The 23,099-nt window shown below is 38.6% G+C and carries 21 protein-coding genes and 1 other RNA gene; 8 read left to right on the forward strand and 14 right to left on the reverse strand.

What is annotated here, in order from left to right; all coding sequences use genetic code 11:
- Positions 1 to 7 precede the first annotated feature (7 nt).
- From dnaQ to nudC, 3 genes are all read left to right on the forward strand, one after another.
- Positions 8 to 1,354 (forward strand): DNA polymerase III subunit epsilon, encoded by a 1,347-nt coding sequence (gene dnaQ, locus IRT38_RS13480; protein ID WP_194597983.1) that lies wholly within the window; start codon positions 8 to 10, stop codon positions 1,352 to 1,354.
- Positions 1,355 to 1,480: 126 nt separating this feature from the next.
- Positions 1,481 to 3,127: a chemotaxis protein gene (locus IRT38_RS13485; RefSeq protein WP_151690460.1), complete on the forward strand. Its 1,647-nt coding sequence runs from the start codon at positions 1,481 to 1,483 to the stop codon at positions 3,125 to 3,127.
- Positions 3,127 to 3,879 carry an NAD(+) diphosphatase gene (gene nudC, locus IRT38_RS13490; protein WP_194597984.1) on the forward strand — a complete coding sequence of 251 codons (753 nt, stop codon included), beginning with the start codon at positions 3,127 to 3,129 and terminating at the stop codon, positions 3,877 to 3,879. The genes IRT38_RS13485 and nudC overlap by 1 nt, the downstream gene beginning before the upstream one ends.
- 17 nt (positions 3,880 to 3,896) lie before the next feature.
- Here the strand turns inward: nudC and IRT38_RS13495 are convergent, their stop codons facing one another.
- From IRT38_RS13495 to IRT38_RS13510, 4 genes are all read right to left on the reverse strand, one after another.
- Positions 3,897 to 4,769 carry an alpha/beta hydrolase gene (locus IRT38_RS13495; protein ID WP_194597985.1) on the reverse strand — a complete coding sequence of 291 codons (873 nt, stop codon included), beginning with the start codon at positions 4,767 to 4,769 and terminating at the stop codon, positions 3,897 to 3,899.
- Positions 4,770 to 4,772: 3 nt separating this feature from the next.
- Positions 4,773 to 5,483 (reverse strand): BON domain-containing protein, encoded by a 711-nt coding sequence (locus IRT38_RS13500; RefSeq protein ID WP_004955265.1) that lies wholly within the window; start codon positions 5,481 to 5,483, stop codon positions 4,773 to 4,775.
- Positions 5,484 to 5,552: 69 nt separating this feature from the next.
- A complete protein-coding gene (locus IRT38_RS13505) occupies positions 5,553 to 5,957 on the reverse strand; it encodes a YraN family protein (RefSeq protein ID WP_194597986.1) in 405 nt (134 codons plus the stop codon).
- A gap of 12 nt (positions 5,958 to 5,969) precedes the next feature.
- Positions 5,970 to 6,905 carry a penicillin-binding protein activator gene (locus IRT38_RS13510; RefSeq protein WP_194597987.1) on the reverse strand — a complete coding sequence of 312 codons (936 nt, stop codon included), beginning with the start codon at positions 6,903 to 6,905 and terminating at the stop codon, positions 5,970 to 5,972.
- Between the two features lie 16 nt (positions 6,906 to 6,921).
- Here IRT38_RS13510 and rsmI point away from each other — a divergent pair, with 16 nt between their 5' ends.
- Positions 6,922 to 7,761, forward strand: a complete 840-nt coding sequence (rsmI, locus tag IRT38_RS13515; protein ID WP_004955272.1) for a 16S rRNA (cytidine(1402)-2'-O)-methyltransferase — start codon at positions 6,922 to 6,924, stop codon at positions 7,759 to 7,761.
- Positions 7,762 to 7,833: 72 nt separating this feature from the next.
- On the opposite strand, the gene IRT38_RS13520 is transcribed toward rsmI, so the two are convergent.
- On the reverse strand, positions 7,834 to 8,463 hold the full coding sequence (locus IRT38_RS13520) for a cation transporter (RefSeq protein WP_042890838.1): 630 nt from the start codon (positions 8,461 to 8,463) through the stop codon (positions 7,834 to 7,836).
- Positions 8,464 to 8,524: 61 nt separating this feature from the next.
- Here IRT38_RS13520 and IRT38_RS13525 point away from each other — a divergent pair, with 61 nt between their 5' ends.
- On the forward strand, positions 8,525 to 8,974 hold the full coding sequence (locus IRT38_RS13525) for a MerR family transcriptional regulator (RefSeq protein WP_171053783.1): 450 nt from the start codon (positions 8,525 to 8,527) through the stop codon (positions 8,972 to 8,974).
- A gap of 21 nt (positions 8,975 to 8,995) precedes the next feature.
- Here the strand turns inward: IRT38_RS13525 and IRT38_RS13530 are convergent, their stop codons facing one another.
- From IRT38_RS13530 to IRT38_RS13550, 5 genes are all read right to left on the reverse strand, one after another.
- On the reverse strand, positions 8,996 to 9,244 hold the full coding sequence (locus IRT38_RS13530) for a hypothetical protein (protein WP_004912421.1): 249 nt from the start codon (positions 9,242 to 9,244) through the stop codon (positions 8,996 to 8,998).
- 173 nt (positions 9,245 to 9,417) lie between these two features.
- Entirely contained in the window at positions 9,418 to 10,650 is a 1,233-nt protein-coding gene (locus IRT38_RS13535) for an FAD-dependent monooxygenase (protein WP_194597988.1), read from the reverse strand.
- Complete coding sequence (gene ubiH, locus IRT38_RS13540; protein ID WP_194597989.1) at positions 10,647 to 11,858, reverse strand: 2-octaprenyl-6-methoxyphenyl hydroxylase; 1,212 nt, start codon at positions 11,856 to 11,858, stop codon at positions 10,647 to 10,649. Before ubiH ends, IRT38_RS13535 begins: the two co-directional genes overlap by 4 nt.
- Positions 11,859 to 12,286: 428 nt before the next feature.
- Positions 12,287 to 13,603 (reverse strand): Xaa-Pro aminopeptidase, encoded by a 1,317-nt coding sequence (pepP, locus tag IRT38_RS13545; protein WP_194597990.1) that lies wholly within the window; start codon positions 13,601 to 13,603, stop codon positions 12,287 to 12,289.
- Between the two features lie 67 nt (positions 13,604 to 13,670).
- Positions 13,671 to 14,303 (reverse strand): UPF0149 family protein, encoded by a 633-nt coding sequence (locus tag IRT38_RS13550; protein WP_194597991.1) that lies wholly within the window; start codon positions 14,301 to 14,303, stop codon positions 13,671 to 13,673.
- Between the two features lie 65 nt (positions 14,304 to 14,368).
- Here IRT38_RS13550 and IRT38_RS13555 point away from each other — a divergent pair, with 65 nt between their 5' ends.
- From IRT38_RS13555 to ssrS, 3 genes are all read left to right on the forward strand, one after another.
- Positions 14,369 to 14,923: a hypothetical protein gene (locus IRT38_RS13555; RefSeq protein WP_004912436.1), complete on the forward strand. Its 555-nt coding sequence runs from the start codon at positions 14,369 to 14,371 to the stop codon at positions 14,921 to 14,923.
- Between the two features lie 2 nt (positions 14,924 to 14,925).
- The gene (locus tag IRT38_RS13560; protein ID WP_004912439.1) at positions 14,926 to 15,213 is read left to right on the forward strand and encodes a cell division protein ZapA; all 288 of its coding nucleotides are present in this window, start codon (positions 14,926 to 14,928) and stop codon (positions 15,211 to 15,213) included.
- A gap of 90 nt (positions 15,214 to 15,303) precedes the next feature.
- Positions 15,304 to 15,485, forward strand: a non-coding RNA gene (gene ssrS / locus IRT38_RS13565) — 6S RNA.
- Between the two features lie 174 nt (positions 15,486 to 15,659).
- Here ssrS and IRT38_RS13570 read toward each other — a convergent pair.
- The 4 genes from IRT38_RS13570 to IRT38_RS13585 all read right to left on the reverse strand — a co-directional run bounded on the left by IRT38_RS13570 (position 15,660) and on the right by IRT38_RS13585 (position 22,979).
- On the reverse strand, positions 15,660 to 16,910 hold the full coding sequence (locus tag IRT38_RS13570; protein WP_194597992.1) for a putative solute-binding protein: 1,251 nt from the start codon (positions 16,908 to 16,910) through the stop codon (positions 15,660 to 15,662).
- A gap of 308 nt (positions 16,911 to 17,218) precedes the next feature.
- Positions 17,219 to 19,351 carry an SWIM zinc finger domain-containing protein gene (locus IRT38_RS13575; protein WP_194597993.1) on the reverse strand — a complete coding sequence of 711 codons (2,133 nt, stop codon included), beginning with the start codon at positions 19,349 to 19,351 and terminating at the stop codon, positions 17,219 to 17,221.
- On the reverse strand, positions 19,348 to 20,484 hold the full coding sequence (locus tag IRT38_RS13580; RefSeq protein WP_194597994.1) for a VWA domain-containing protein: 1,137 nt from the start codon (positions 20,482 to 20,484) through the stop codon (positions 19,348 to 19,350). Before IRT38_RS13580 ends, IRT38_RS13575 begins: the two co-directional genes overlap by 4 nt.
- Positions 20,484 to 22,979, reverse strand: a complete 2,496-nt coding sequence (locus tag IRT38_RS13585; RefSeq protein WP_194597995.1) for a DUF5682 family protein — start codon at positions 22,977 to 22,979, stop codon at positions 20,484 to 20,486. Before IRT38_RS13585 ends, IRT38_RS13580 begins: the two co-directional genes overlap by 1 nt.
- Positions 22,980 to 23,099 lie beyond the last annotated feature (120 nt).

A 23,099-nucleotide genomic window follows, 5' to 3' on the forward strand; every position in this document is an offset into this window, starting at 1 on the left:
TTCAACTATGTCTCAAACAATCACACTTTATGTAGATGGCGCATGTAAAGGCAATCCAGGATTAGGTGGTTGGGGAGCTTATATCATTACAGAAACCGAAGAACATAAAATTTATGGTGGTGAGCTAGAAACAACCAATAATCGAATGGAATTAACTGCAGCGATAGAAGGTGTTTCTTTTTGCCCAGTCGATGCTCACCTCATTATCTGGACAGATTCAAACTATGTAAAACAAGGTATCACTGAATGGATACATGGTTGGAAAAAGAAAAATTGGAAAGATGTTAAAAACCCTGATTTGTGGAAAAAATTAGACGCCGTGTGCGCAAATAGAAATATCGAGTGGAACTGGATCAAAGGTCATGCGGGTCATCCAGGAAATGAAATGGCTGATCAACTAGCAAACATGGGTGCTGAACAAACTGCAAAACAAAGCTCAAAAATGACGCAGGCTAACGCTGATACAAAAAAGCCTGAATCTGATTGGCTGCTCGATGATCCCTTCGGTTTGGACCTTGATGCAGAAGCAGATGAGTTGATTGAAGAGATTGAAATTGATTTACAAGTTACAGAGCAAATCGAAGAAAATATAGAGGTTAAATCTGTAAATGAATCTTCAAACCCATACATTGTAATTACAGATGCAAAATTAAATCTACAAGGCCCTCGCCAATTGATTCTAGATACAGAAACGACAGGTTTCTATTATCAAGACAACGATCGAATCATTGAGGTGGGTGCAATCGAAATGATTAATCGTAAGCTTACTGGTAGTTCAATTCATATTTATATTAACCCAGAAAAACCAGTTGGCGACTCAGTCGATGTACACGGTATCACTGATGAATTCTTAGCGGACAAACCTAAATATGCTGAAATCGCAGATGTACTTTTCGAATTTTTAAAAGGTGCTGAAATTATTGCACATAATGCGACCTTCGATATGAACTTCTTAGATATGGAGTTTAAACGCGCGGGGCTTCCAGCATTATCAGAAGTTTGTGAAGTTACGGATACACTCGCCCTTGCTAAAAACAAGCATCCTGGTCAAAAAAATTCACTTGATGCCTTAGTCCGTCGTTATGAAATTCCTGCTCGCGATCGTACCTTCCACGGTGCATTACTCGATGCTGAAATTTTGGCTGATGTTTACTTGGCGATGACAGGTGGTCAAGTCTCATTTGATATGGATGCCCTATCCCAAACCGAACAACAACAGAATAAAACCACTCGCCAACGCGTACAAATTGATTTGCCAATTATTTACCCGACTAATGATGAACTTCAGCAACATGAGACTTGGGTCAAACAATTCGAAGAAAAACATGGAAAACCATGCTTTTTTGCAAAATAAATTTGCTTATAAGTTCAGGTTTTTTTGTTTCAAGCTTTCAAAGTTAAGTTATATTAACTCTTAAAGATTTAAACCCTCTCCATAGAGGGTTCATGGATATAACAACTTAGGAAAGGTGTAGGTCATATGTCTTACCAAACCTCGATTCATTTCGACCCAACGGCATTATTAATAATAAAAAATGAGATCGATAATTCGATTAAATTGGTAGAGACTGCAGTCAATACTCTTGCCGAAGAACAAGCCTTGCCATTTGGGATTGATGATGCTCTCAATCAGTTTGAACAATGCACGAATGTTCTAGCGTTGATTGATATCCCACACCTATCGCAGATTACGCAATACTCTGCTGAGCTTATGCGTAAAATCATGGCTCAACCTGAACAAATTAAAACCAGTGATGTTGTGGCTTTGAGCGAAGGCACAACCATGCTGAAACGTTATATCGAATTCATTTGTTTACGTGAAGTTAAAGTTCCACAGTTCCTATTAGATACACTCAATCGTTTAGAAAAAGCATTAGGCAAGCCAATCACTAAAGAAGGTCAAACGATTCAACCTTTATTGGATTGCTTTACGCCAAATTTTGATTTGCCAAAAGCCCCTGATTTAGAAAAATCACAGTATGTCCATCAGTTATATAAATTGTGCTTAAACAAACTGATTAAACAAGCAGAAACACCTTTGGATTTACAAGGCTTAAAACTTGTTGCAGTTTATATGGCTGGTTTAGCATCGGGTTTGCCAAGTCAACAATATTGGCAACTTGTGAATGTAGGTTTAGGACATATTGAAGATCTACTGATTACTGAAGCACGCTTACGTACATTTATTAAGATTGAAACCAATATTGGTCAATTTCTTGCTAATCCCAATGCATTTCAAACTGACTTAAATGATTTAGCGGATATCTTGAGTATTTGTATCAGTCAAGAAGATGATCTTTCTCATCATATTCGTGAACAGCTTAATATTGGTGATGAGTTACTCAGTGATACTCAGCTACAAGTTTTGAGTCGCCATTTGTACGGACCAGACTACGAAACAATTCATACCATTAGCCAACTAATGACGGATGAGATGGCTCAAATCCGCAACGAGATTGAATATAACCATGAAAATATGTCTGCTGAAAAAACTCAAGAACTTCAGCAAAAACTTCATCAGCTCTCAAATGTATTTAAAATTCTCAATCTAAATGAAGCGGCAAAAGAACTGACGCAGCAAGCAGAAAAACTCAGCCAAACAAATACATTGACTGATGCAGCATCAGTACAACATTTAATGAATAGTATCTTGGCTTCGATGAATTCTATCGGGATTCTTGAGCGTAACTATACTTCAAGTCGTTTACAATTACGTGTGAATAACATGCAAATCTCTTTGGATCGTTTAGATGAAGCGCACAAAGCTTTATTAAGCGAAACCAAAACTCTGATTGAAACACTGACTCAAACACTTAGTCTTTACGCTCAAGACTCTACAGCACACAATTTAGAGTCTCTGCCTATTTATCTCAAAGAACTATCAGGTGCTGCCCTATTCTTGGGAAGTACTGCACAACAAACCGCTTTGTTAGGTGCAGTTCAATTTGCAGAACATCGACTTGCTCAAAATGAAACTTTTGAGGCTGAACACATTAACTGTATTTTAAATGTTGTCGCAGGACTTGATCTATTAGTTGATAACTTAAAGAACAAACAACCTGTGTTGCAATCTATGTTTGATGTGGCATTATCAAACAGTCAACAGTTACAAAGCGCAGCGGCATAATGACCCAACTATCACTTGCTTATATTTTTCAACATCAAAAGCTCTTAGTAGATGAAAATTTACAGTTACCTCAAGTTGAAAAGTTAGCAAGTGATTTGCCTATTCATCACGATGACCAAGTAATTGCACGTGATCTTCTTGATAACGAGCCAATTCCAGAGGGCTATCAATTAGTTCCGATCAGAGAACTCATACAATCATGGGATACTTCGGATTTCTTACAAGCAAGCCGTGCTGTCCAATTACTTGAGTGGCGTCGTAACCATAAATTCTGTAGTCATTGTGGTCATATGACCGAGGTGCATTCGAGAGAATATGCGATGGTTTGCCCTGCTTGTGGGTATCACCAATATCCTCGAGTTCAACCTTGTATTATCACAGTGATCACAAAAGGGACTGACGAGATTCTTCTAGCAAAATCCGCTCATAACAAATCAAATATGTATGGTTTGATTGCAGGCTTTGTTGAAGTTGGCGAAACTCTTGAAGAGGCTGTACAACGTGAAACACTTGAAGAAGTTGGTTTAAAGCTCAAAAATATTCGTTACATGTCTAGCCAACCTTGGCCATTCCCTAGTAACTTAATGATAGCGTTTCATGCTGAATACGAATCGGGTGACATTGAATTGCAAGTAGAAGAAATTAGTGACGCTCAGTTCTTCAAGTTTAATGAATTACCTGAAATCCCATTCAAAGGCAGTATTGCCCACAGTATGATTACTCAAATCATAGGTCAAAAAAAAGCATCTTAATTAAGATGCTTTTTTATTTAGTCTTCTAAAGCCTCTTCCAAGAAATGCATAATGGTGCGTTTCGTTTTGAAGTAGTGACTGACAAAACTTGCAAGTGTTGCCACGATGGTAATATGTCCTGTTTTTGGAATCACCATCACATGACTATGATTGCCTTTTTCTCTTAGTGCTTTATCCAGATCAAATGTATTATGACTACCTACTAACTGATCGTTTTCCGCCATCAACAAATAGTGCTTAATCTTGTTCGGATTGACAAAATAATATGGCATAACTTGCTTATACGGTACATGCTGATCAAAGGCATGTTCAGAAAGAGGATCATCTTTATAATCAAAATGATATGGACCAGCCATTCCCACGATTGCTTTGATCTTATCAGTATATTTGAAGTTCTGAGCGTACGGAGAATAAACCACTGACATTACATTAAAAGCACCCGCGGAATGCCCCATTAAGATAATGTTTTCAGTAGAAATATTAAGTTTTGCATGGTTTTGATTTAGATAATGAATTGCTTGAGCAAGATCATCAACAAATGCAGGAAAAATTTGTTCTGGGGCAAGTTGATAATTAATAACAGCAACATCAAAACCTTCTCGAGCAAAACTTTCACCTACGAAAAGATAATCACGTTTATTACCATGTTGCCATGAACCACCATGCACGAACACAATCAATGGTCGCTGCTTTTTAGGATTTTTAGTTCGATAAAGGTCTAAACGATGTCTTGCCTTTAAACCATAGGCAAGATGCTCTTCCTTTTCAAAGGTATCCTTTGGTGTCAGATAATTGATTGAGTAACTGGCTAGATCATACAGACGAAACTCTTGATAAAAGCTTTTCGCCCGTGTCACATTTTCTTGAACTTGTTGAATAAGTTGCTTCATAAATTAGGGTACAGTCGGTGTAGAAGTCGCAGGTTCTGCCTGATCGGGATCAATTGCTACTGGAGTTTCAACGAGAGGTTGTGTCGTCACTGTACCCACCATAGGAGTTGCTGTGGTTGAACTCGCCATCGTTCCAGATGATTGGTCAATATTATCAATCAGAGTAACAATTTTACTCACATTACCAACTTTTTGTAAGACGTCATCCAAATCTCTTATTTCCGCAGTATTTAGACGTCCCATGACATAAAGAACACCATTTTCAGTGTGTACCAATACTTTACTATCTGAAACTACAGGTGCTTTCATCAGTAAACCACGAGTATTTGCGGTTACTGTTGCATCTTGCATAATCGTGTTGTAGCCAACTTTATCACCAACAGTAATGTAGTTATGTACAGCTTTGACATCACTCATTGCTCGAAGATTATCTTCAGCTAATTGCTTCAAGTATGGATCAGGTACCTGCCCCGTTAACAAGACATTACTATGAAAACTTTCAATATTGATGCGGGACTGTTTAAAACGGTGATCTAATTTATACAAATTAATATTGGCTGTACGCTTGATAGACGAATCAATAAATACTTGTCCGAGACTACGTTCCCCACTATCTGTGCCGACAGGTGAAGTTCCTGTTCCACCCGAAATAAAACTCGCACATCCTGATAAACTTGCAGCGCAAAGTAACGTAATCGTTAAACGTTTTAACACTTGGCAAGACTCCCTATCTACAAACTTGTTCAATCTTAGGTATTTATCTCAAAATGACCAAATTAATGCTCAATCTAAAGTAAATGCATGTTCAATCCACTGCTGATCATACTGCAATTTTGAAAAGTCTGGTTGTACTGTTTTTGCAATTTTCTGTGGAAAATCAAAACAAATCACATCAAAACGACAATCAAAATCCTCATAATCAGGATTATTCTGTAAAAACTGCTGCGCTGTCTTTATTATTTTCCGTTGTTGCGAGCGTGTAATCACTTCACATGACTCCGCATAGCTCCCTGCCGATCGTGCCTTTATCTCTACAAAGATCAACTCATTCTGTCGTTTTACAATTAAATCGATTTCTCCATAACGTGAATGGTAATTTTGAGCGACACATTCATATTGAAATTGTTGAAGAAAGATTAATGCTTGTTGCTCAGCCCAATGTCCGAGTTCATTTGCGTTTTCTGTCATGACATTTATTTCTTATTTTAAGATTTGGATTCCGTGCTCTTGTTGCTGGTAGCAAGTTGGTTGTCTGAAAATTTTATTGTCTTTAAAACTTATTGCACCAGTTCGCCCCACAAATGAAGTTTCTTGCTGATTCTGATTACTCAATAAATATTGAGTGATTGTCCATGCATCACCACCAAAAGCAAGTAAGCGTTGAAATGCCATATTTTCAGGCTGCTCTTTATACGCTTCAATAAGATCTACCCATTGTCCATTATACAATGCAGGCGTATCACAAAAGCTAAGTCCTAAAGGAATAGTCTGTCCCTGCTCGATACTTAATGGTGTTGCATAGACTTTCTTTTCAGGTAGCTCACCTAGTTGTTGAATCCATTGATGATGCCCCAGCAGTAACAACCCTTCCTTTCTCGAGATTTTTTTAGGCAGAGTGTCTATAACTTGTATTTCTGAACCAAATTCTACCGAAAGAGCCTGCATAAATAATTCTGTGGCTGCTTCAGTACCAGTCTCACGCAGAACCCATAATTTTTTTACGCGATCGTTTTTTAATAATTGAGTCAAGGCAGCTGCATCATGTTGTTTCGACAAACTAAATTGCCACACATTTTCAGCATCTTGATTCACATCATTTAGTGCCAGCACAGGAAGTTTAGGCTCCAGTTGCATGACAACATCAATATCAGTTCTAGCCAAAGGACCAACGACCAATTTAATTTTGTTATTCACCTTCTTCTTAAAGATGTAATCCATACTATTTTTAGTTGAATCGGCAAAAATTATTTTTTCTTGGCTGCCAGATGCTGCATAAGCACTCAAGAAACCACGTTTAATGTTTTCACTCGCTCGCGCCATAGCACCAGATTCAGGTAGAATCACCAAGATGTCCGCATAAGCTGGGCTCAAAAATGCTGCAAAAAAAAGCGGCAGCCAATATTTTTTTATATACATTAGGGAGTTACCTTTTATGAGTGCTCAATTATTTGTTGTAGCAACCCCGATTGGGCACTTAGATGACATGACCTATCGTGCAATTGATATTTTAAAGTCTGTATCGGTAGTTGCGGCAGAAGACACTCGTCAATCTGCACAGTTATTTAAACACTATAATATCTCAACTCAATTAACTGCGTGTCATGATCACAATGAAAGTAACAAAATTGATCAACTTCTCCAAAAAATGTTAAATGGTGAAGACGTCGCGCTAATCAGTGATGCTGGAACGCCATTAATTAGTGACCCTGGTTTCAAACTGGTTCGTGCTGCTCAAGAACATGGAATACGTGTTATTCCTGTGCCTGGTGCATGCGCAGCGATCGCAGCATTAAGTGCTGTTGGTTTGCCTAGCGATCGTTTTAGTTTCGAAGGATTTCTTCCATCCAAAGCTTCTCAACGCATTAGTCAACTTGAAAAGCTAAAAGATGAAACACAAACATTAATTTTCTACGAAGCACCTCATCGAATTTTGGCATGTATCCAAGACATGGTTCAGGTCTTTGGTGAAGATCGACCTGTAGGTTTTGCTCGCGAAATTACCAAAACTTTCGAAACGATCAAAAAAATGACGTTAAAAGAACTCGTAACGTTTATTCAAAATGATCACAACCAAGAAAAAGGTGAAATCGTTGTTGTCGTTGGTGGTGCTACGACTGAAAAAGATATGGAACAAGATAAGCTAGATGACTTATTAAAACGATTACTACAAGATCTCTCCGTCAAAGCAGCTTCACAATTGGCAGCTGATTTAACAGGCATCAAAAAGAAAGTTGCCTACCAACGTGCTTTAGAACTTACACAACAAGATTAAAATAGTATGGATGTAGATTACTGAAAATATCTACATCCATTTTTTAAAAAGATTATCAACTTAGCGTTTTAGTTAAATTCGACTTTGATCCATTTTTCGCTCTGATCTCGCCTGCTGAATTACGCTCAATCCTGAGCTCACACCGAGGTAAGCAATAATAAAAGCGACCAATAAATCTGGATAGACGGTTCCTGTTCCCCAAACACTTGCTGCAGCGAAAATTACCGCAATATTTGCGATCGCATCATTACGGCTACACAACCATACGGAACGCATATTGGCATCACCATCTCGAAATGTATAAAGCATGATGGCAACAAATACGTTAACCAGTAATGCCAATATCCCAATAGCTCCCATTAGCATAGGTTCAGGTATCACACCTATCCACCATGACCAAATCACTTTAATGATCACAAAGATACCAAAAGCAGCCATTGTGATTCCTTTCAGTAAAGCTGCCGTTGCTCGCCAATACAAACTCATAGAAAGCACAATTAATGAAATAGCATAGTTTGCAGCATCTCCTGCAAAATCTAGTGCATCAGCCCATAAAGACACAGATTGTGCATGCGCTCCTCCGATGATTTCTACAAAAAACATAAGTGCATTTAAAATTAATGCGATCCATAATGCCTTTCTAAACTTAGGACTCATTGTTTTTGCTGGGGAACACGCTGTATTACAACCACATCCTGCCATGACTTTTCTCTAAGAATCTTTTATAGTGATTAAAAACCCTTGAGTAGCTCTAGAGTCAAGCATAATGAATTTTACAATTGGGCAATTATCTAAAAAGTCAGGTGTTTCAATCGATACCATTCGTTATTATGAAAAGATTGGATTACTTGAAAAAGCAAAACGTACAGCAGGAAATTATCGACATTATTCTGAAGAGATACTTTCAGAACTTTTATTTTTAAAACATTGCCGCGAATTGGGCATAACCCTGCAAGATATTCAAAAGTTGAAAGAGTTATCAACTCATCCCAACCAAACCTGTATCGAAGTTGATCACTTGATTGATCAATACCTTAATGAAGTTTCTCAAAAGATTCAAAATTTAGAGCACCTCAAGCAAGACTTTATTCAACTGAAACAACAATGCTCTCAACACCGCACGATAGAACAATGCGGAATTTTAAAAGGATTACATCAGCCACTAGAATGCGATCTCACATTACATCAACATAAAAAAGCATCACAATCGTGATGCCTTTGAAATGCTTTAAATTCAGTCGTGATGTTCACCAGGAGGAACTTCAGTAATTCTGCCACCACGAGCGAGGAACGCAGCCACTTCATCTTCCAAAGCCTGACGCTGCTTCTGTTTAGCAGTCACTGTTAGCGTTTCAGCTTCAGCTAGATCAGCATCATCAATCGTTGCTTCTTCGCTATCTGCACCGCTTTCTGCTGCTTTCGCCTCTTCATCGTCTACAGCAGAGTCTTCAGTATTTTCATCGTAATCATTAATTTCCGTCATATTACTCTCCCCACAATGACTAAATCTTCATCATCGTTATTTGGTCATCAGAACTTTGTGAAATGTAACAAGCTCTTCTCATTTATCAAAGTAGAATGTTTAACAAATTGTACTTTTAACGACCAAATTCACTCTGATTTATAAATGATTGTATAAAAAATATCTACTATTTTTTAGCAAGCGTAGCGTGTGTGTTGCAATGCACCCAATCCATTCGCTTGTTGTATAAAGCGCTCCTTGAGTACTTCAAATTGTTCGACTTGCTTTAATCCAAAGTTCCTTGCCCAAACAAATGGAAATAGCTCTGAACTTTCTAACCACCCGATTGCTGACATACTGTGCATCATGGCGTCGTTTTGACCTTTACGTTGATGTTCATAGCGAAGCAAAGTTTGCTCATTTGCCCATACACCACGTTTTAAATCATGCAATAAAACATCACATAAAACTGCTGCGTCTAAGCAACCGATATTTACGCCCTGACCTGCCAAAGGATGGATGACATGTGCAGCATCTCCAATCAAAGCTAAACTAGATTTGATATAACGCTGAGCTGCTCTTGCTTTAAGTGGGAATTGTGCTCTTGATCTTACATCAACCACGTCACCCAACATTTGCAAACTTTCACGTGTCAGTAATTGCATAAACTCTTGATCTGATAACTTCGAATATTCATCCGCATAATCATCAGGTAGAGTCCATACAATTGATTGCCAGTAGCCATTTTCTTGTTGATCTAAGCTTGCCATAGGTAGAAATGCAAGTGGACCAGTAGGTAGAAAAATTTGGCGTGCGACATATTGATTCGGTTGTGTCGTTTTAATCGCACAACTGATTGCAGCTTGTTTGTAGTCTAAAATATCTAAATCAATATAAGCTTGCTCACGTACAAATGAGTTTGCACCATCAGCACCGATCAATAACTTAGTTTTGAGGATCGTGCCATCGGCGAGTTGAATCGACCAACCTTTTGCAATTTGCTCAATGCGAATAACTTTTACTTGGGTACGGTAATCTTTGAGCTGCTGTAACATTTTTTGCTGTATCGCAATATTCAAAACACTTGGCTCAACCATTGAACCTAAAGCTTGATCTGCACGAGGTTGCTCTTCGGAAGCATGTCCAAAATTTATTTCACCATAACCATTTTTATTCCAGACTTGCATACCTGAATATGGCATTTGTCGTGCTAAATCATTCCAAACATCAACTGTCTTTAGTAGATGAATCGTTGCTTGACTTAAAGCCAACACACGTGGATTCATCACGGCTAAAGTTTTGTCTTGATCAAGCACTGGTGCAGCATCCAATACAGTTGCTTGCACGCCACCTTGTGCTAGCAACAAAGCTGTTAAACCACCGACTAATCCACCACCAACAATGACGACATCTAACATTTCACTCATGCTTTTAGCCCCATCGCGTAGTTCGCAACCAAAGGCTTAATGCCAGGAATCACATCAAATGCAATCAATCCTGTATTTCTTATTAATTTAAGAAGCGGATTTTGATTACTAAAACCACGCACCACTGAATCACAGAACTTAATCACACGCTGCTGATCTGTTAAACGTGCTTGCTCATAAGCCAATAAATTATCAGGATGACCAATATCATCAGACTTCGCTAACTGCTCTAGTAAATAGCGAACCAATACATCGGCATCTCGCAAACAAAGGTTAAAGCCTTGCCCTGCAACAGGATGAATTGTGTGCGCTGCATTACCCATGAGAACTACACGACCAACCGCCTGCTTGTAAGCCAAAACTTGTGACAATGGATAACTAAAACGTTTACCCGTTTTTTCAAATTTACCCGCACGATCGCCATAAGTTTCTTGTAGGGCATCTAAGAAGTGTTGATCATTTTCTTCACCCAACCATTCAGCTTCAGTACCTTTTTTAACTGGCCAAACGACAGAACGACGATATTCACCAGGTAAAGGTAATAACGCCAATGGTCCTAATGCGCTAAAACGCTCAAAACCAACCTGTTGATGAGGTTTAGAGGTTTGAACCGTTGTGACAATCGCAACTTGGTCATAATCATGTTCATCCACACCCACACCAATTGCTTGACGACAGAAAGAATCACGACCATCTGCTGCGATCACTAACTTTGATTTGAGCGAGTGTATGTATTCACCATTACGCATGGCTTCAATGTGAACCTCATCTGCATCTTGTGTCAGTGACGTCACTTGTACCCCATCAATTAATTCAATCAGCGGCTGCTGACGAACTTGGGTGAGTAATACTCGACCTAACCACGCATTTTCAATTACTTGCCCAAAGCTTTCTACTTTCTCTTGTTCTGCGACTAGTCGTGCTTTACCAAAGCTACCCTGCTCTGTGATATGCACTTGTAAAATTGGGGTCGCATGCTGTTGTAATGCATCCCACAATCCTAACTTTTGATAAATTTGCACGCTACGGCGTGACAAAGCGGTGTTACGCGCATCAAAACTTGAGTGATATGGAGCTAGATTTTCGTCATCGTAATTTGGATATTTCACAGCTTCTAATAGCTTTACGGCAATATTAGATTTTGCCAACATTAAAGCAAGGCTGAGTCCAACCATACCCCCACCGACAATGATGACTTGTTGCTGCATAATATTATTCCTTATCAGTTTTTCATGACTTGATGTTAAGGGTCTGTTGATATTTCATCTATGGTTGCGTTATAGGCTAAAACAACTTAAACGAGGCATGAAACGTAGGCAATGGCAACTCCTTGTCAAGTTTCATAACAAAGTTTAAGGAAGTTTTAGCCATAACCCTGTGGGACAGGGATATTTTTTGTCGCTACTGCGTTATGGCTTATTTATGTAGAATGACTAAATTTCATAAGCCATGCCTTGTATCACCTAAAAAATATCCACTGTCGCAAGCATTTATGAAATATCTACATACTCTAGCCTATCTTACTCTAACTCAAATTGGGATTGGAATTTGTACTTTGTTTGGTCTGTGTTTTATTTTAATTCGACAAATAAAAAAGGCTTATCCTAGAATAAGCCTTTAGATCAATATTTCAGACTTAACTAGCCATTAATTGCTCAATTTCTTCAACAGTTTTCACTACATTCTTAGTCAAAACCAACGGTCCATTTTCAGTGACTACAATATCATCTTCGATACGAATACCAATACCACGCCATTTCGCCTCAACTGTTTCATCATCAGGTGCGACGTATAAACCAGGCTCAACGGTGACTACCATACCTGCTTCATAAGCACGCCAGTCTTCGCCATGCTTATAAGCACCAACATCATGCACATCCATACCTAGCCAGTGACCTGTACCATGCATGAAAAATTGACGGAATGCTTCATTTTCAACCAACTCAGCTACATTACCGCTAAGTAAGCCAAGATCAACCAAACCTTGAGTTAAAATTTTTACAGCGACTTCATGTGGATATTTGTAGTGATTGCCGATACGTGTTGCATCAATCGCAGCTAGTTGTGCATCTAATACAATATTGTAAAGTGCTTTTTGCTCAGGACTAAACTTACCATTGACTGGGAAAGTACGAGTGATATCAGATGCATAGAATTCATATTCACAAGCAGCATCTATTAAAACCAAATCACCATCTTTTAATGGTTTATTGTTTTCTACGTAATGCAAAATGCACGCATTCTCTCCACCACCGACAATACTATTGTAGGCTGGTACACAACCATTTTTACCAAAAATATAATTGAGTTCTGCTTCAAGTGCATACTCCATCATTTCTGGTTTCACTGATTGCATAGCACGTGTATGTGCATCAGCACTGATATTTGATGCGATCTGCATTAGCTCGATTTCTTGCGCTGATTTTTTCAGACGCATCTCATCTATAAGTCGATCAAGCTGAATGACCTCTGCTGGAGAGGTTGATCCACGACGTTGTTGAGCATCAGCTTTTTGAATCCATTGACTTACTCTGGCATCAAACTCAGCTTGATGACCAATTCGAAAATACAGACGATCTTTATTTAAAAGCTTTGCAATGATTTCCTGATCCAATAAATCTATTGCAAATGCTTCATCTGCACCATAGATTTCAACAGCCCCTTCCACACCAGCACGGTATCCATTCCAAATCTCCATTTCGCGATTACGCTCTCGGCAAAATAAGGAATAACGATACGTTTCACCTTCAGCGAAGGTTTCCAAAACCGCAACTGCTTCAGGTTCAGCAAAACCAGTTAAATAATAAAAACTACTGTCGGCTCGATATTTATAGTCTGCATCGCGATTGCGGTACATTTCTGCACGTGTCGCAATAATAGCAACACTATTTGCACCCATTTTCTGAGCTAAATGATCACGGCGTTGTTTAAAATCAGCTTGAGTTAGTTTCATATTATCCTACGGCTTGAAAGTCCCTCTAAAAAGTAAGAGGGATTTATTAGGGAGATTTAATACCGCATTAGCTCGGACGATGCGGTGTAAACATTTCTACGATAGTTTGTGGATCAGCTGTGCTTTCTTGATTTCTGCTTTTGGCATGAAAGTTTTTTAAGAGTGAGCTTTCACTAACAGAAATCTTTTTGCGACCAATCGATAAGCTCACTGGAATTAAACGAACAAACTCGTATAACTCTTCATAGCTTGCTTCACCTTCGTCATCATTATCTGAGTCTTCAAACTCAACTGCTGCAACATCTTGTAAGTGTTCAATGAGTTCTTGTTCATCAGCACGAATATGTCCTGATGCTAAACCGAAGCCTAGAACTACACCAGCACACCAATCTGCCAAAGCTTGAACTCGATCAACAAGTTGATGACTATCATCTGGCAACATCGGCAAATAATCTAATTCATCGTCAGACAAGGCATGAGAAACATCTTCGCTTTCGTCAGTTAAGCTTTCTAACGCCTCTTCCGATAATGCAGGAACATTTAACGTATTTAAAATTTGTGACCATTCGTCTTTGGTTGGTGATTGTGTGACACAAACTATACCTGTGAGTAATCCATGTAACTCACTTGGACTTGAAATCTCTTCAATCCCATCAAAATGGGCATTCCAATCCGTCCAACCTGAAATATCGTCTTGCATTCGTTTATCCAATCTCTATACTGCTGTATATATTACCTTTGATTGCAACTCTGTGCGACCTCGTTATGTTAGAACAATTACAGCGTCTACAAGCGCATATTGGTGTTTTAAAAACACGTTTACATCATTTAGAGCGCGAAAACACTTCGCTCACTGAAGCTAAAGCTTTAGCTGAAACAGACCATCATGCACAAATCGTGCAAAAAAATAGCATCATCACGCAAAAGCAGGACGAAGTTGATAACTTAACTGAACAATTAACTCAGTTACAAGATCAATTTAAGCAGCTCAATCAAGATGCGACAACACTAGCGGAACGCTATAGCCGCTTGGAAAAAAGTACCACTGACTTAAAAAATCGCTTTCAAGAGATTTTGGCAGAGCGTAATGATTTACGTGTGACTAAAGAGAAGCTCCAAGCGCAACAACGTCATAGCCAGCAAGAAATCCAAGATCTTCAGCAAGATCGTGATCGTTTATTGCAAAAAAATGAGCTTGCAAAATCAAAAGTTGAAGCAATTATTCAACGTCTTGCCATCCTAGGTACTGCGCAAGATCATCATGCACAAGAAATTCAGCAACTTGCTCACCCGAATGCTGAACTACAAGAGGAAAACTGATCATGAGTGAACAAGTGACAGTAGAACTTCGTTTAATTGAACAGACTTTTCGCTTAAATACCACTGAAGACAAACGTGAAGAATTAGAGCGTGCAGCTGAGCTACTGAATCAAAAGTTTCAGGATATGCGACGTAACGCTCCTCGTGTAGAACACAATAAGTTAGTCATTATGGTTGCCTTACAGATGGCACAAGATGTGTTTAGTTTGAATAAATCTTTGCAGGAATATGCTCACTGTGAACGCCTACTTCAAACCATCTTGGAAGATGTCGAACAAACTGTTGAGTAAAATTGCACAAAGCCCCATCAATTAGTAAGTATCTTTACAGATATGTGATCTGCAAGGATTGTCATCGTGTAAAGATCAGTTATACTAAAACTGTCTCTAGGGTGTTCGCCAGTACGTCTAGTCCCCTGCCGATACTTAAATTTATGGATGTGTCCTGTACATTTTGAGTGTATGCCTGCCTCGAGTAGGAAACCCAGTAAGTGTACGTCACCTCCACCTTGAACTCATCGGGTTCAGGGTAACGACCATGCAGCGGCACCTCTGGAGCATTACTTTTCTAATGGTTCTCACCAAAAGAAAAATCAATTTATAATCCCCCTCTCAATCAAAACGTTTTTTATTTTTATAACCTTCAAAACTCTTCTTATTTTTAGTACATTTCAAATTAAAAAAACCATAGCACATGTGATATGTACTATGGCGTTATCAGTTCAAAATTTTAAGATCTATTCATCGTTCAAGGCACATTCATAGTGACTTGGCGCTTGTGAACAACGAACCTGTTTCAGCAACTTCATCATATCTGGATCGTAATAGCCTTCTTTCGTCATTTGGATCCGTGCTTCACGCATAAGTCGAACATAACCAGGCTTATCACTTTCATTTAGTGTTAACCAATATTTACTTGGAATTTTAGCTTCCAATTTATCGACAAATTCAAATGCTGGATTGAGCTGTTTAGAAATGACCTCACGCGCAATTGATCCCATTCCTGCTGGGAATTTATTGCGATGCATGATCAATGTGCCTGTCACTTGAATGACAGGGAACTTGATAATCCCACCAACAACTTTGCCAGACTTATCACTCATCCCTTTATGTAACTCAAGTGGTTCAAACAATATCGCAGGTCCAGCCATAATATCGACTTCTTTATTGTTGAATTTACCACCGACACTCACTAAATCTACCGAAATAGGTTGAGCACCTACATTTTGAACTAATTTCTTTTGGGTTTCATCGAATTGGAATACAGCAATCTTTTTACCTGCAGCTTTAGCTAGAGTATTAATATTTCGATCGTTGACCATAATATAAGCAGCACCTAATGGCACTACCCCGACAACCTCATAGTCTTTGTTCACCATCTTTTCATCAAACTTTGGATTTGCTAAAACTTGGATCACTGCGCTCAATTGTTTGTATGTTTGTAGTGCACCAATTGCATCAATACTTCCAACAAATTTATTAAATTGTTTCGCTCGTAGATTACTAATACCTGCACCATCACAGCGTTTACTACGAAAATCTTCGGTTAAAACAGCTTCATTGGTATAAACCTTTAGGTTCACCAATGTAGATGCTGTTTTTTTAAGTTTAGGATAATCAAAATCCAGTTTAAATTGTAAATGCGAAGGACGAGCAACTTTCATATTGACACCAAACTGCTTAGCGACGTTTACCATTCTTGGAATTTCAGTGATATAGCTAGTTGCTTGTTCAAATGCTTCACTATGCTCACCATTCGGCGAATACACACATAAAGTGACCTGTTTAGGAATCTGCTGCCAAGTTTTAGGGTCATTGAGCAGTTTTTTAACTTTATTCTGCGAATGAGTTGAAAGTGTTAGATCTAACTTCCCTTCAGGTGCAGCATAGGTTGGACTCATCATGGCGAATGACGAGACCAACATTCCTGAGATAAGAATTGATTTAATTGACATCCTGCACTTATTTTTTTGGGTTAAACGGTCCATTTTTAGCTATTTCCCAATAGTTTTTATTCAAGTTAAGGTCATTAAATCAAAATAGAATTGACTGCTTTTACTTAGATGATGTCGATTAAGTCAAGAAAAGTATAAAAACTCTCGTTATTTGATAATAGTCTATTTTTTATCGAAGTTTATAGAATACGAGAGACGATAATTATCCGACTAAAACAATCTAAAACTAGCTTCTAAGCCTTAGTAAAACCCCAAATCTGCTTATCCAAACAACATAAAGTATGAAAAATCTAGAATTAATCCAACGAGTTTTCTTTAACTACAATCAAATATCAAACATATTACAAGTTTTGATTCAGTTGAATTGGTAACTCCACTTGCATTCGTAGAATTAAATCACAGAGATAAATAAGCCGTAAAATTGACTCAACATTGATTTTACACTCGGCTAAAGGTGATGTGATTTGCTTTGCAAGTATGTTCATTCCTGCGTCTAATGCCAACTGACGTTGTTGTTGCAATGTTTCGATCTGTGATGAACTCAGCATCAAACGTCCTGAGCAACTCAGACTAAGTAATACATCAAAAATTGGTTCACACACTTTTTGACTTAAACTCATTTGAATAGATGAAAATTTTGCTCTCTGTTGTTGTTTCATCATTAAGAGTTGTTCAATCCGTCCAACGATACTTTCTTTCAAGGTTTTTTTTGATTCAGTGAATTGATCAAAATCTAGGTTAAACAAGCGAGTTTTTTCATTTTGCGTGATCAATAAACTAATTGGCGATAACACCAAGGTATGCCCTTTAATCTGGCAATATACAAAAACAGAGTTAATTTGAGTTTTTTGATTACACAAGCGTTCGAGCTGACGAATTTTTTCTATTTCTGACGTTTTCCAATCTAAACGTAAATGTATCGCTGATTGATTCTGATCATAGACCGTCCACCACAAACATTGCTCAATTTCATCAACTTGAGGATTGTCATAGCTAGAAATATTAAGCATTACTGTTTGATCAATACCTTCAATACTTTGTAATTGTTGCTGCCAACGTTGCTGTAGTTTGTGCCAATTATCAAATCCGATGTGTTGATAAATACTAAAATCCTGAAGATCTTTTAAGTTATTAAGTGGTAAGGCTCGACTTTGTCCTGAAGCAGATAAACGATCATCCTCAGAAAATCTTGGCTGTTGTAATCGTACTTTTTTTTGCATGAGTTGTTGAGCTGTCATCATCCAAATGCTTTGCTGAGACCATGCATTGTGACGATTAAAGTTCAGATCATTATTTTCAGTACGCGCTAGTGTCACCTCAAAAATTTGAGGGTTTTCTTGCTCTGAGAAATATAAAGTGATTCCTCTAGCACCACCCAATGTTCGCCACCAACGTGCGCCTAAAGGTAAAAGCTCTAAATCTATTTGTTCCTGATCTACTTCATATTGACGACGTGATTTACCTCTTAAGCGAACTAAAGCCTCACCCTCAGCATGTTCTAACTGGTAAAGATACGCATTGATTTGAGCTAAATATAATAATGTTTCGTGTTCAGAACTATGTTCGTCACGATTTAAAAGTCGAGTAACCTGACCGCTCAGTTGCCTTAACATTGCAGCCAAACGAGGTAATGACTCACTTCTAGCAGACATATTCAGTAGATGTAGTTGTCGTGCAGTCATTTCATTTACATGCGATAAACCAAACTCAATCAACTGAGCAAGATCATCTTTTAATTCAATAATAAATTGACCTTCACTCTCACTCAGAATTGCGGGATTCTCTGTCTCATTGAGTTCCAACTCAGTCCAGAATTTTCCTTGCAGTCGCTGTACTTCACTTAAAGCAGCTAGATAATATGCTGACTGATCCTTTTCTAAATTTGACAGCATTCCAGCAAAACTAGCCCCTGCCACATAAATAATGTCTTCAGCCAGACTCTTGATACGAATTTTTAAACTGTATTCTTCTTCAAATAATTCTGTTTGTTGTTCTTTTTGCCAAAGACGAGCGAGTTTGATGGCTTTTTGAGTTTGAGCTTTACCTATTTTCTTTGCGATTTGGTTGAGGTCAACTCTCAATATTTCTTCGATCAGATTGGGTTGGAAATTATTTTCAAGTTGTTCAACCAATTCAACAGTCGTACTTTGAATATCCTCAGCTGAGTCTGTTGTTAGATTTTCGATTGGTTGCTGAACTGAATTTTGTAAATGTTGTTGCAGATATAAAACGGCTGCGACAATGTGCTTACAAGCACCTGTTGCAGGGCAACTACATGATGCATTGACTAAACCTGCCGATGATAAACCAACCTGTTGACCATCACTCTCAATGGTGATGTGTTCAGATTGCTCCGTTTGTAAAATAACCTTTCCTGCCTCAATATCTTTTAAGGCACGGCGAACCAAACCAGTATTTGCATAAGTAGCAAGACTGTCTTGATCATAAGCCAAATATTGGTGTTGCCAGCTCATTGCATCACCTCCGCCATCCATTCAGCAAAATGTTCAGGGGTTAGCGCTGCAACAGACATGCCCCTCTCATTCAGCTTCTGTGCCATTTGAATATCATAGACCGGGTTAGCTTGTTCATCTAAAGCAGCTAAACCCAATAACTTTACGTGTTGACTTTGCAAGCGACTCATTGCATTGAGTAAATGTGCTACAGAACCACCTTCTTCAAAATCGCTTATTAAGGTAAAAATCGTGCGATTTGGTTGTGTGATAAAACGTTCGCAATAATTCACCGCTTTGGCAATGTCTGTGCCACCACCAAGCTGAACAGTCAATAGCACTTCAACGGGGTCATGTGCCATATGAGATAAATCAACAATATTGGTATCAAATAATACGAGATGTACTTTTACAGCAGGTAAACTTGCGAGAATGCTGGCACAAATCGCACTGTACATGACAGAATTCATCATTGAACCACTTTGGTCCACGCACAACACGACAGTCCAAGGTAAATGACGTTGTACCCTCGCATTGAAGAATGGTTGTTGAATAATGAGCTTATTTAAATCAGCGTTATAGTGTTTTAGATTTTCCCGAATCGTGCGTCGCCAGTCAAAGTTCTGACTATTTGCGATCAAAGAACGGCGAAAACGATTGCGTCGACCATGAATCGCATTGATAAAGTTGGGTTTTAATCGTGCAACGATTTGCTCTACTACAGTTTGAATAATCTCTCGGACAGCATCTCGAGTTTGCGCATTCATTCGCCCACGCATCGTCAATAATGCTTTAGCAAGCTGAGGTGTAGGCTCTAAACTTTTTAAGCTTTGCGGATCTTTGAGTAATGCATCTAATTGGTAGCGTTCAACTGCTTGAGTTTGAATACGTTCAAAGGTACTTTGCGGAAATAATCTTCGCGCTTGATTGAGCCAATTAATTGCAGTGAGCTGTGAGTCATCTAATGAGCCATGACGAGACCCCCCTGCAACATGACCTCGTTGTTCATACTCACGGTTGTATAAATAATCGAGAGTACGTTCCAAACGTAATTGTTCTGCATCAAGCTGTACCTGATCCAAAGCTCGATCACTATAGCGACCCAGAATCAACCGCCAACGTGCTGCAAGGTTATTAGAGTTTGAATCATTCATTATACTAACCAACCTTGTAAATTTCGCTCGATCAAAAATTCTTGTAGTTGTTGATTTAATTGAACACCTTGTAGCATTTCAGCTTGCGAAACCTCACTGATATATTGAGAGATATCCAAACTTGAAACATCATTCAACTGCGCAATCTGCTCAGCAAAAGCTGCCGTTTCCTTCGGTTTAAAATGAGTAAATGCTTGGCGTAAATCAGGTAGAATCGCCACAAAGGCAGCCTCGTCCCATTTTAATAACAGTTGATTCAGTAGTTGTGCCATTGCAGAATAACGCAATAATAATTCAGGTGCGCTTTGCATCATTCCAGATAGATAAGCAACTGCATGTTCAGGGTTAGCACCTAAACCAAAATGTCGCTGAACTGATTGTTTTAAATCCTGTTCAGTCAAATCACCATCAATAAAACGTAAGGCATCAACCGCACCCGCCAACACATCTAGCTTTTGCCAGTCCGTATTTAATCGTGCTAAAGCATTATAAAATTGCGCTAGAAAATTTAGCTCACCACTTACTACACGATTTATCTGCTTAGACAAATTGCGTAATTGCAAAACTTGATTCAGAATTTGCTGTTGTTGATCTGCTGGTGGCGTTGCCAACTGAGACAGTAAAAATAATGCTGTGGGAATGATTTGCTGCATCAGTGCTTTAAGTTCAGGTTGTTGCTGAAAAGCTAAGAAATCTTTGCCTGTCCATAAATTTAATAATTTTTGTCCACATTGAATCACCGAATCCAAATCAGGATCAGTGGGTAAGAATTGTTGAACTTCAGCAAACAGAATTGGAATTTGTTTGTGCAATCCCATCAATGCTGCTCGAATTAAAAGCTGTACTGCAAGATGTGATGACCTTCCTTGTCCTGTTTGAGAAAAAGTCTGTTTGATATGCAAGAGTTTTTGTACTGCAACAGTATTTAACTCACTTCCTAACTCGGATAATTCAATCAACTGGGCTTCAACATGGGGTGTCCATGCATAATCCCATTCTTCAAATAATAAATGTAAGCGCCCACCACCTAAGAAATCTGGGCCACTCACTGACTTGGCAAATCCCACTTGCAAGAAATCAAGTAAATGTAGAAAACGACTGCGCAAACGATGTTTTTGATTACGAAAGACATCCAGTTTTGCGCGTTTGGTCGTCGTTTCATCCAATTTAAAACGATGAACTTTTGCTAGATCATAGACTTGAGCTAACAATGGTGGGGTCTGTGTGGATTGCACCACTTGTCCTAGACGCGCACCACCCAGAATTTGCTTCAATAGGCTTTGAAATGCTTGTTGTCCCTCATCTAAACTGCCTTTGACAAAACTACTTTGACAGGCATCAATCAAATCAAAACGACTAATTAAATGATGTCCTCTTAAAGTCGCTAATCTAATCGCCTGTTCAGTTGCATTTTTAACCGTAATAAAACTGCTTTCTAAAATCTGCTGTTCGCGTAATTGCGTAGAAAAATCAGACAGTGACTCAACGATTAAGGCTTGTCGCTGTTGAGCATCATCAAAGGGTTTCTCCATCATATGTTGCCAGCAACGTTGATAAAATGCAGGTGATGGCATACCAGAAGCATAACCATTTAAAGCATCAAGACGATCAAAACTATAACGAATCAACCACGCTTGGTCATCCTGATCGGCTGACTTCATTTTTTTAATTTTCTTAGGTTTCTCAACCAGTAAATATGCTGCCAATTGCTCAATTAAGGCTAAGGTATGAAAACCACCTGTGAGGATACAGATTGTACCCTTTTTATTTGCATAACATTCTAAGATGGTTTGCAGCATGCATTGTTCTCGGATTAAAGAAGCATCAGCTTCTAAAACGCTATCCTCATAATCTAAACGAGACATAGCACACCAAACGAGCACCTCATGGAAAAAGCTTTGCCAATCATGCATCTCCAGCTTTGGCTTTAACTCAAATAAGTGATCCCAAAGTTCATCATGATTTCGACAGTGCAACTTCTGTGCTAGGGTTTGTAAATACTGACTATGAGCCAAATAGCGCTCTTGCTGTAAGCTTCGACTTTGCCAAGTTTGTTTGGTGATCGTCTTTAATTCATGATCAATCTGACTTGTCCATGCTAAATCAATAAACTCAACCTCAGCATTAATTTCTGGCGCATATCGCAGCGCAACCCATTCAGGTGAATAATCGCAAAATGGATAATAAGCAGTACGCGTTTGTTTCTGTTCCGTCTTTTCATCATCAGCAGCATTATTATTTGCTTCCATGATTTCGGTTTGACACAGTACAGCTAGTGGTGGCTGACTATCTGGATGCTGTAAATCTGCAATTAAACGATTAAATGAACGTGGTGCTTCAATCAATATGTGTTTAGGCTGTAATTGCTGCAACGATTGTAAAGCAGCATAAGCACACGCTGGGCTATGATGGCGAATAGGTAAAAAATGAATACCCTTATCTGCCAAAGCCTTTTGCTGTTTTAATGCTTGTTGTAAGCGTTGTGGTATCGTCATATTCTTTATTTCAATAAATTTTCACTTTTTATATAAACTACATACAACATCTGATACTCGGAACGTCATTCACAGCCTGCGTGGTATCTGTCAAATGTTGTTTCTGCGACTCGATTAACT

This window comes from Acinetobacter sp. SK-43, assembly GCF_015351505.1.
Taxonomy (GTDB): Bacteria; Pseudomonadota; Gammaproteobacteria; order Pseudomonadales; family Moraxellaceae; genus Acinetobacter; species Acinetobacter junii.